General features: G+C 60.3%; 5 protein-coding genes. 3 read left to right on the top strand and 2 right to left on the bottom strand.

Annotation, left to right across the window (positions count from 1 at the left end; translation table 11 throughout):
* On the bottom strand, positions 1-462 hold a 462-nt coding region (locus tag IVA95_RS15780), incomplete at its 3' end, for an IS110 family transposase (protein ID WP_247508845.1).
* 329 nt (positions 463-791) lie between these two features.
* On the opposite strand from IVA95_RS15780, the gene IVA95_RS15775 reads away from it, so the two are divergent.
* Positions 792-2,096, top strand: coding sequence for a vanadium-dependent haloperoxidase (locus IVA95_RS15775; RefSeq protein WP_247511291.1), 1,305 nt, complete (start codon positions 792-794; stop codon positions 2,094-2,096).
* Positions 2,097-2,609: 513 nt separating this feature from the next.
* Here IVA95_RS15775 and IVA95_RS15770 read toward each other — a convergent pair.
* Positions 2,610-3,776: a sulfite oxidase gene (locus tag IVA95_RS15770; protein ID WP_247511290.1), complete on the bottom strand. Its 1,167-nt coding sequence runs from the start codon at positions 3,774-3,776 to the stop codon at positions 2,610-2,612.
* A 906-nt stretch (positions 3,777-4,682) separates the two neighbouring features.
* On the opposite strand from IVA95_RS15770, the gene IVA95_RS15765 reads away from it, so the two are divergent.
* Both IVA95_RS15765 and IVA95_RS15760 read left to right on the top strand, forming a co-directional pair.
* The gene (locus IVA95_RS15765) at positions 4,683-5,579 is read left to right on the top strand and encodes an alpha/beta hydrolase (protein ID WP_247511288.1); all 897 of its coding nucleotides are present in this window, start codon (positions 4,683-4,685) and stop codon (positions 5,577-5,579) included.
* 351 nt (positions 5,580-5,930) lie between these two features.
* Positions 5,931-9,293: an adenylate/guanylate cyclase domain-containing protein gene (locus IVA95_RS15760; protein WP_247511287.1), complete on the top strand. Its 3,363-nt coding sequence runs from the start codon at positions 5,931-5,933 to the stop codon at positions 9,291-9,293.
* The last annotated feature ends 72 nt before the right edge of the window (positions 9,294-9,365 follow it).

The raw sequence follows: 9,365 nt of genomic DNA, 5'->3' as shown, positions 1-9,365 counted from the left end.
GATGCCCCGCTCCAGCAGGAACGCACGGATCTGATTGATGACGCCGGTACGCTGACCGACCAATCGATAGCGGACGCGGTGCAGTGCCTGAAGGTCGAGCTGTTCGGCGGTCTTGGTCGCGACGAACTTCATCGTCGGGCGTTGGACAGCCTCGGCGATGGCTTCCGCATCTCGGAAGTCATTCTTCTGTCCCTTCGAATACGGGCGCACGTACTTCGCCGGCATCAGGCGGGCGTCGTGGCCAAGCATCTGGAGTTTGCGGCTGAGATGATGGGCGCCTACGCAGGCCTCCATACCGATCAAGCACGGCGGCAGGTTGGCGAGCCGCGTTTCCACCTGGCCGCGTGACCACTTCTGCCGCAGCACGATGGCACCGCGGTGATCATGACCCACGATGTGGAGCGAGTTTTTGCCAATATCGATGCCGATCACGGCGATCGCTGCGTTGATTTTCTGAGACATGGCGTGCTCCTTGTCTTGAGCGCCCCTTGCCAGCTTCTCGTGCTGGCAGGGCCGGAGCACGGCCGGACCATCCCATTAACGGAAGTCGGCCAAAGATCAGACGTCTTTCCAGGACGCACGAGATCGTGTACTCTTTGAATAGCTGTCGTCGCAAGCGGGAAATGCCGAATCCTCGCGGGACTGAACGGACAGCAGTCGTGCCATCGGCAAGCATTGCACTCAAATAACCGACTTCCTTTTTCGCCGGTCCTTCAGCATTTCGCATTCCAACGCGGGTGTGCGTAAGCGCGCCCGGCTGATTGATTGTGCAATTGTCAGGGAGGGACGTCATGATACCCACAGTGGCACTAGCAATGCGCGCGGCCTTCGTGCCCAGCCCGGGTGCGCTTCTTAGCTGTTGTCTCCTTTTCGCCTTATGGCCCCCAATCGGAAGCGCCGCCGCGAATGAGGTGACCGACTGGAGTGTCATCATCGAGCAGACAGCCACAGCGTCTAGCGCCAAACCAGGCGTCATCCTTTCGGGCCGTAATGCCTCACTGATGTATCTTGCGATGCATGATGCCCTCAATTCAATCAGCCAACGCTATGATTCTTATGGCGTCCATCGTTCCTCGCCGGACGCAAATCCTCGGGCGGCAGTCATGGCTGCGGGCCATGGCGTAGCGGTCCGGCTCTACCCGGACCAAGCATCCTCGTTGGACAAGCTCTACAGCAAGATGCTTCTGACCATTCCCGATGAGCACGGCAGGAATGAAGGGCTCGCGCTAGGCGACGAAGTTGCTGCAAAGATTGTTGCGCTCCGCGCGGATGACCACTTCGATTATGCGACCGCAACGGGAGAGCCATTTGTGAGCGGGAGCGGCCCCTATGGCTCCGGACCCGGCGCTTGGGTTCCTGCGCCAGATTCACCGCATCAGAATGCCATTTTTCCACGCGCAAGCCTGGTTACTCCTCTGGCACTGACGAGCCCTTCGCAATTTCGAAATCTGCTCCCGGGTCCTTTGAAGCTTAACTCTGGCAAATATTTGCGCGAACTCGAAGAGGTCAGGACTCTCGGGGGAAAAAACTCGACTGTGCGAACATCCGAGCAGACCACGATCGCAATGCTTTGGGCAGATGCTTCAATGTTCAGGGTCTTCAACGAAATCGCTCGCAATCTCATCTCTGCGAGAAACGATGATCTTTGGGAAAGCAATCGGACCTTGGCACTATTGAATGTCGCCATAGCCGACAGCTACGTCGCCGTCTTCGAAGCAAAGTACCACTATCTGTTCTGGCGCCCAACCATGGCCCTCCTCTGGGCTGAGGGCAACGAGTTGACCACCTCTGAGTCCTGGCTGCCGCTACGGCCCACGCCGCCCTTCCCGGAATATCCATCAGGCCACTCCGCTGCCTGCGGAAGCGCTCAAATCATACTAGAGAGTGCATTCGGCCGCAGCACGCCATTTGCCGCGACCAGCGCCCGGTTACCTGGATACAGTCGCAATTTCAGCAGCTTTGACGAAGCATCTCGGGAATGCGTTGAAGGTCGAATGCTTTCTGGGGCCCACTTCCGATTCGCAAATGAAGATGCTCTGCATCTTGGCCAGCACATAAGCCGCTACGTGATTCGCAACATCCTCGCAGCACGCTGAGACGCCGATGCTTGTTGGAAAGCCTTGCTCCTTCGTATGATGTGAAGGCGATTTCCAAGCAAGGTCTGCTAAATTCCGAATCCCGCGACGGTTGGCCCGCCGCGTCAATCCATTTGCCTGTTTGGCTCCGAAGGATGCTTATTGAAACAAACTTTCGGTGACTGCCGGACTCAGCGCGTGTCTTGGAGCAGCCGTGACCAACCAAACGCCGCGCTCTACCCGGACACTGATCGCTCTTGCAACATCGCTCGAAATCCAACAACAGATCAGATGAGATGCTGACCCAGACTGATGTCGGTTATTGGGCACGAAACGGACTCGCCCGCGCATTTCGCCGATATCCGTAGTTGATGCCGGAGCGGACCAAGCGCGTCCGGCGCCGGAGGTCAGTTGCTGACCCTGAGCCGACATTGCCTCGAGTTTCAGCACGCATAACAGGATCGCGTTGGCCTTTTGGCTCGAGCGCGCCGACACGCACTTCGGGCGCTAGCCAGAATGTCCGCCATAACTGCTTCAGCCGATGCGCACTCGCCGGGTGACCTGCGCGTTACTCTCCCAGTAGGTCCGCTTGTTGACGATCGACGGGTCGTTCATTGCCGGCTGAATCCGCCCCGCGGTGTCGACAGCCCGCGAGGTGATGCCGTGCTCGCCAGGCAAGGGGCCGTCCCAGTCCAGCGCCCAAATCTTCCAAGCAAACTCGGCCTCTTCGCTTCGGTCGATGGCTGCCGGCAGCCAAGGACCGTCGTCGATCCGCACTTCGACCCGAGCGATCGGGCCGCCCCAGGCAGCACCGACTATCCGGTAGCGGCCATCGTGCCGCGTCACGCGGGCGGGCGCCGACGCGAGCAACGTCCGACCGACGGAGGTCTCGACAGCCAGTTTCTGGCCACCGATCTGCTCCTCCCGGAGGGTCACGTAGTCCCGTCCCATGAAGCGGCCCTCATAGCGGGTGTCCCGCACCTCGATGCGGGCAAGCCACTTGACGTTGGCGATGCCGTACCAACCCGGGGCGATTAGGCGTAACGGGAAGCCGTGTGTCTGCGGCAAAGGCGCCCCGTTCATCTCGTAGCAAAGGAGCAAATTGGGGTTCGTTGCGTCGGCGATCGACATACTACGGCCGAACGGCGCCCGTACCTTGATGTCGCGCACTTGCTCTTCGCCGGTGTCGGCCCCGTAGAACACCACCTCGACACCGCCCTCACGGATTCCGGCCTGTTCGAGAAGGGGCGCTAGCGGCGTGCCAACCCATCTGGCGGTGCCGATACCGCCGGTGAAGAAGGGAAAGCCGCGATTGCCGGCACATTCCATCGTGTACACGACATCGCGCCGCGGCAGCGCCATGAGTTGATCGCGCGTAAGGGTCAGCGGCTGCCGTACCAAGCCGGTCACTGTCAACGTCCAGTCCCGCACGTCGATCGCCGGGAAGCCGTAATGGCCGACGGCGAAGAAACGGTCGTTCGGCGTCAACCAGGCATCGACCTCCTCCCAGCGCAGCTGTTTCGGCACGACTTGGGAGAAACGTTCAGGCGGCGGCGGCGGTTGATCCATCCAGGGGATGACTGCCTCTCCGGGCCGGCTTGGGAAGGACCAGGCGGGGAAAGGTACGTTGAGGAGAGTAAGGCCAGCCAAGGCTGCCGTGCCGCCCAGGAATTCTCGACGCCGGACATCATTCGCTTCCATTCTCTTGCCTTCTCCAACAGAACCAAAAATCGGAACTAGGAAGGGCGGGAGCGCACGTGTCTCTCAGCCATCGCCGGCCCATAGCCTTTTTTGGGCGATGGTGGCCAAGCCCTATACCCTGCGGGCGGGGTCGTCTAGCGAATACGCTACTTTGTGCTACCAGGATGCCAGCGGCGAAGAGCCAGCCTGCTTGTCCTTACTGCAGCGATCTACCTTGAAGGGGCCCCGTTCTTAGAGCTGAAATCGGGGCCGATGACTTCCGCCCTTGGCAGATTGTGTTGCAAAAGTCGTTTTGCCGAAGGTGTCAAAAATTCTGAGGGCCGCAGGCGCGATTTTCGTGTAGAGATCTGGGGGACCTCATCGCCTCATTCTAAACTAATAGGCGACTTCGGTAACGCGATTGAGGTTATCCGAATCGTCGATCGCCTCGCGTTTTAACGTTTCACCAAAAATTCGGACTGATGCAACTTTCGGCTTTTGCAACAGTATCGGCACTTTTCGGAACCTGACAGGTCTGGCTGACGGTGCCCGTTGTTGGGGGCAAAGCGGACTTCCCAGTTGCGCACTCAGACTTCTGAGTTTGACCCAAGCGGTCCTCACAGCGCAGGCCAAACGCGAAATCGGCACGCTGCTTCTTGACGTGATTGGCCAAGGCACATGTGGTAGTTTCCTCTCCCGACCCTAGCGCGGTCCTCACTCCTTACGGGCTGTATCCGCCGGGACCCCCGGGCTTTATGAGGCAGCACCCCCTGGGGGCTGTACGAGGCGGCGCGAGCCGGCGACGCTGCTCGTCCGCGCCGACGACGTGATCGAATGAGGGAATGATTGGCATGGCCCCGCGTCGCCGTGAGCCTTTCGAGCCCGTCACGCTGGGTCATAGCTTTCACCTGTAAAAGGAGATTCGCTATGAAGCCATGGACATTGCGAACTGCCCTTCTGGCGCTACTGCTGGTCGTCATCCCGGAGCGGCCCGAGGCGCAGGTGAAAACCATCGCCGTAGGCGGTACCGAGTTGGCCTACCTGGACATGGGCCAGGGGCCGCCGGTGGTGATGGTGCACGGGACGATCTCGGACTACCGCTGGTGGCAGGCGCAGATGGATGAGTTCTCTCAGCGGCATCGCGTCATCGCGTATAGCCTACGCCACCATCATCCCAGCGTCTCGACGGGGGATCGCTCCGACTATCTGCCCCGTACCCATGCGGCCGATCTGGCCGGGCTGATCCAGGCCTTGAATCTGGTGCGGGCTCACCTGATCGGCCACTCTTACGGCGGCTTCATTTCCCTGCTCGTGGCCCGTGATCGCCCCGAACTAGTGCGCAGCCTGGTGCTAGTCGAACCCGCCAGGCTCGCTGGGCTGATCACCGGCGCCGATGCCGAGGAAGCGAAGCCGATCCTAACGAGTATCGGTGAGTCTCAGAAGCAGGTGTTGGAGCGGCTCGACCAAGGCGACGCCGATGAGGCGCTGCGGATCTTCATTAACATGGTTCGCGGGCCTGGGACGTGGGAGGGAATGCCGAACGCTGCCCGTGCGGCGCGGCGCGACAACGTCCACACCCTCAAACCGACCATGGCTAACCCCACCGAGCGCTTCACCTGCGACGATGCACGGAAGATCGCTACTCCGACGCTCCTCGTCGGTGGCGACGTGAGCCCCCGGATCTTTCCGTTGATGCTCAACGGGCTCCAGCTCTGCCTTGCCCGCGTCGAGCGGATCACCATCTCCAAGGCGTCGCACGGCGTTTACCAAGACAATCCCGCCGACTTCAACCGGGAGGTGCTCGGGTTCTTGAAGCGGCAGTGAGAGCGCGCCGAGCGGCTGACCTTTTCGTGGAGTAGCCGACGAACTTCATCGTCGTGATCAATCTGAGACCGAAGGTCGTCGGCCTCATGATCGCGTTTTCACTGCTGCTGGGTGCACGTCGTCTGCTGCGGTGCATGAGTCTGGACTTGGCACCTTTGAGACATGCCGACCATCCTTGGCGATGTCCGTTTCCAGGGGAAGACCGGAAGTAGTCGGCCAACGACCAAAATGACGCGATTGACCCAACTCGGACATGTGACCCTTGTGTGGGCGCTGTAATATGTTGCGGCGTGTGGTAGACTTTCTGTTCTCCCGGTCCAGAACGGATAGCGTTAAATTCGGGGGGCCGCCATGCAGCAGATTGCGGATTGGCTCAAAAAGCTCGGCTTGTCCGAGTATGCGCAGCGCTTTGCCGAAAACCACGTCGATTTTTCAGTACTTCCCGAACTAACCGATCAGGACCTGAAAGACCTGGGCATTGTTCTGGGTGATCGACGCAAATTGTTGCGCGCGATAGCCGACCTGAACGGCATTGAGAAAATTCAATCCAAACCGACGGAGGCGGCAACAACGCCTGTGGCCCCACAACCACAGGACAGCGCAGAGCGCCGCCAAGTCTCCGTGATGTTCGCGGATTTGGTTGGTTCAACCGCGTTATCCGCGCGAATGGACCCGGAGGACTTGCGCGAGATCATTTCGGCCTATCAGAGATGCGTCACCGAGACCGTCCGTCGCCTTGGCGGGTTCGTTGCGAAGTACATGGGCGACGGGGTCCTAGTGTACTTCGGGTATCCCCGAGCACATGAGGACGACGCAGAGCGAGCGGTACGAGCTGGACTTGAACTGATCGCGGCGGTCAGCGCGCTGAAGGCTCCTGTCTCATTGCAAACTCGCGTTGGCATAGCCACTGGGCTGGTCGTGGTCGGCGACCTGATCGGCTCGGGTGAAGCGCAGGAGCGCGGCGTCGTCGGCGAGACGCCAAACCTCGCGGCTCGACTGCAAGGGATCGCCGAGCCGAACACGGTGGTCATCGCCGAAGGCTCACGGAAACTGCTCGGCAACCTCTTCGAGCTTGAGGACCTCGGGGCAAACGATTTGAAGGGCATCACGGGGCAGGTGCGGGCCTGGACAGCGCTGCGGGCGAGTTCTGTGGCAAGCCGCTTCGAGGCGCAGCACGAGACCAAACTTACCTCTTTAGTGGGCCGGGACGAAGAATTGGAGCTGCTGCTTCGCCGGTGGCGGCAGGCGGCAGGCGCGGAAGGCCGTGTGGTGTTGCTGTCGGGCGAACCAGGGATCGGTAAGTCGCGACTAATCGTGGCGCTCGAGGAACAGCTTCAAACGGAGCAGTACATCCCGCTGCGGTACTTCTGCTCACCGTTGCACACCGACAGCACACTCTATCCCTTCATATCGCAACTCGAACGAGCGGCGGGGTTTGAACGCAACGATACAATGGAAGCCAAACTTAACAAACTGTCATCACTGCTCGGCGCGTCGCCCAATCATGATAACGACGTTCAGCTCCTCACGGAGTTACTGTCAGTCCCAACAGGTGATCGCTACCCGCCGTTGAATTTGAGTGCGAGGCAGAAGAAGCAGAAAACCATTGAGGCACTGGTCCGCCAGCTTGAGGTTCTGGCCCGACAACGGCCGGTACTGATGATCTTCGAGGACGCGCATTGGATCGACCCCAGCTCGCTTGAGTTGTTGGATACGACCATCGAGCGGGTAGCTCACCTACCGGTTCTGCTGGTGGTTACATTCCGGCCCGAATTTCACCCGCCATGGACCGGCCAAGCGCATGTGACCACGCTCAACCTCAGTCGTCTTGGTCGTGGGGAAGGTGCCGCTTTGGCGGGATCGGTGGCCGGAACCAATGTGCTACCCGAGGAGATTGTCGAGGAGATCATTGAGCGCACGGATGGCATTCCGCTTTTTGTCGAGGAGCTGACGAAGGCCGTTGTAGAAGCGAGAGTTGGAGATGGCGACGAGGCAAGCATATTGAACCGCGTCTCTCCTTCCGCGCTTGCTGTTCCTGCGACTTTGCACGCTTCCCTAATGGCACGCCTTGATCGCCTCGGCGCCGTTGCGCGGGAGGTGGCCCAGATCGGTGCCGCCATAGGGCGAGAGTTCTCTTACGAAGTGCTGGCACATATCGTGCAGAAAACTGATATGGAGGTGCAAATGGCGCTCAGCCGCCTCACTGCGGCTGAACTGGTGTTTTGCCGGGGCACCCCGCCGCAAGCAACGTACCTATTCAAACACGCGCTCGTGCGTGACGTGGCCTACGGAAGCCTATTGCGTGGCCAGCGCCAACATCTCCATGGCCGCATTGCCGACGTATTGGCCGAACATTTTCCGATGACGGTCGAGGCGCAGCCCGAAGTGATGGCCCACCACTATCGGGTGGCCGGTATGGCCGCCGCGGCGAGCACATACTTCGAGCGCGCTGGCGACCGCGCTGCTGCTCGCTCCGCCTATATCGAGGCAGCCGCACATTTTAGGGCCGCAATCGAGCAAGCGGATCGCTTGCCGCAGAAGGATGAGCGCGCCCGGCGCGCTTTAACATTACTGCTCAAACTCGGACCGGCGATTACGATGACGTTTGGTGAAACGAATCCCGAGGTTGAAGCGGTCTATCACCGCGCCCGTGACCTTGGACGCGAGGTTGGTGATGGGCCCAATCTGTTTCGAGCAACCTGGGGTCTTTGGATCTACGCAAACCGGATGGGTGATGGGCAATCCCGGAAGTGGACCGAAGAACTGACCTCCCTCGCAGAGCAGCTCGCCGACGACGACCTTCTCCTCGAGGCCCAACATTGCCGCTGGGGCGACGGATTCTGGGGTGGTGATGTGTCACGCATTTTGGAGGCCACTGGAGAGGGCATACGGCGCTACGACCCAAAACGGCACGCCCACCTTGGGGATGCTTTTGGCGGCCATGATCCGGGCGTGTGCGCGCTGGGATGTCGCGCAGTAGCCCTCTGGCTCCATGGGTTTGCCGATCAGGCTCAGCGGGCCGCGGAGAAGACCTTAACCCTTGCCGAAACCCTGTCTCACCCGCCGAGCATGGCATTTGCTCAACGAGTTTCGGCAGTTGGCTTCACGGTAGCGCGCGACCGCAACCGCTGCGTGGCGGTGGTGCAGGGCATGGCGGCGGTCGCAGAAAAGTTCGATCTTCCGATCTTCGGCTGGTTTGGCCGCTATTATATGGGCTGGGCGAAGGCGCAAGGGTCTACCTTGCTGGACGGTCTCGCTATGATGGAAGAGGCGTTTCCCTTCATAGTGAGCGGGCATGGCAATGCCGGCATAAAGTTTTATGGTTCTCACTTGGCTGTGGCGCGGTTCGACGCTGGGCGTGTGACGGACGCTCTCGCGCTCGTGGATCACGCGCTCAGTACCGGAGAGGGCCCGACGCGAGGGCTATACGCCTCAGAAATCCACCGGCTTCTGGGCCTGTTCCTCGGCAACCTCCGTTGCCCCGCCGAAGAGGCTGAGCGCCCGCTTTGCACCGCCCTTGAGATCGCCGATGCGCAGGGGGCGTTCCTGCTCAAGCTTCGCGCTGCCACCAGCCTCGCCCGCCTCTGGCGCGAGCAAGGCAAGCGGGATGAGGCGCGTGATCTTCTCGCTCCGGTCTACGGCTGGTTCACCGAAGGTTTCGACACGCTCGATCTGAAGGAGGCCAGCGCGTTGCTCGATGAGCTGCACGCCTGACAACCAATTTCAAACCACCGACGTCCTGTCGCACTGGAGATCAGATTTGCGCCAATGAATTTCCTCGAATTT

It is taken from the genome of Bradyrhizobium sp. 157 (assembly GCF_023073815.1).
Classification (GTDB): Bacteria; Pseudomonadota; Alphaproteobacteria; order Rhizobiales; family Xanthobacteraceae; genus Bradyrhizobium.
This window is presented reverse-complemented; position numbering and strand designations above follow the sequence as displayed.

What these genes read in the sequence shown, in the direction of transcription:
- IVA95_RS15775 (WP_247511291.1), top strand. Translation starts at nt 792, where the DNA reads ATGATACCCACAGTGGCACTAGCAATGCGCGCGGCCTTCGTGCCCAGC.
- IVA95_RS15770 (WP_247511290.1), bottom strand. Translation starts at nt 3,776, where the DNA reads ATGGAAGCGAATGATGTCCGGCGTCGAGAATTCCTGGGCGGCACGGCA.
- IVA95_RS15765 (WP_247511288.1), top strand. Translation starts at nt 4,683, where the DNA reads ATGAAGCCATGGACATTGCGAACTGCCCTTCTGGCGCTACTGCTGGTC.
- IVA95_RS15760 (WP_247511287.1), top strand. Translation starts at nt 5,931, where the DNA reads ATGCAGCAGATTGCGGATTGGCTCAAAAAGCTCGGCTTGTCCGAGTAT.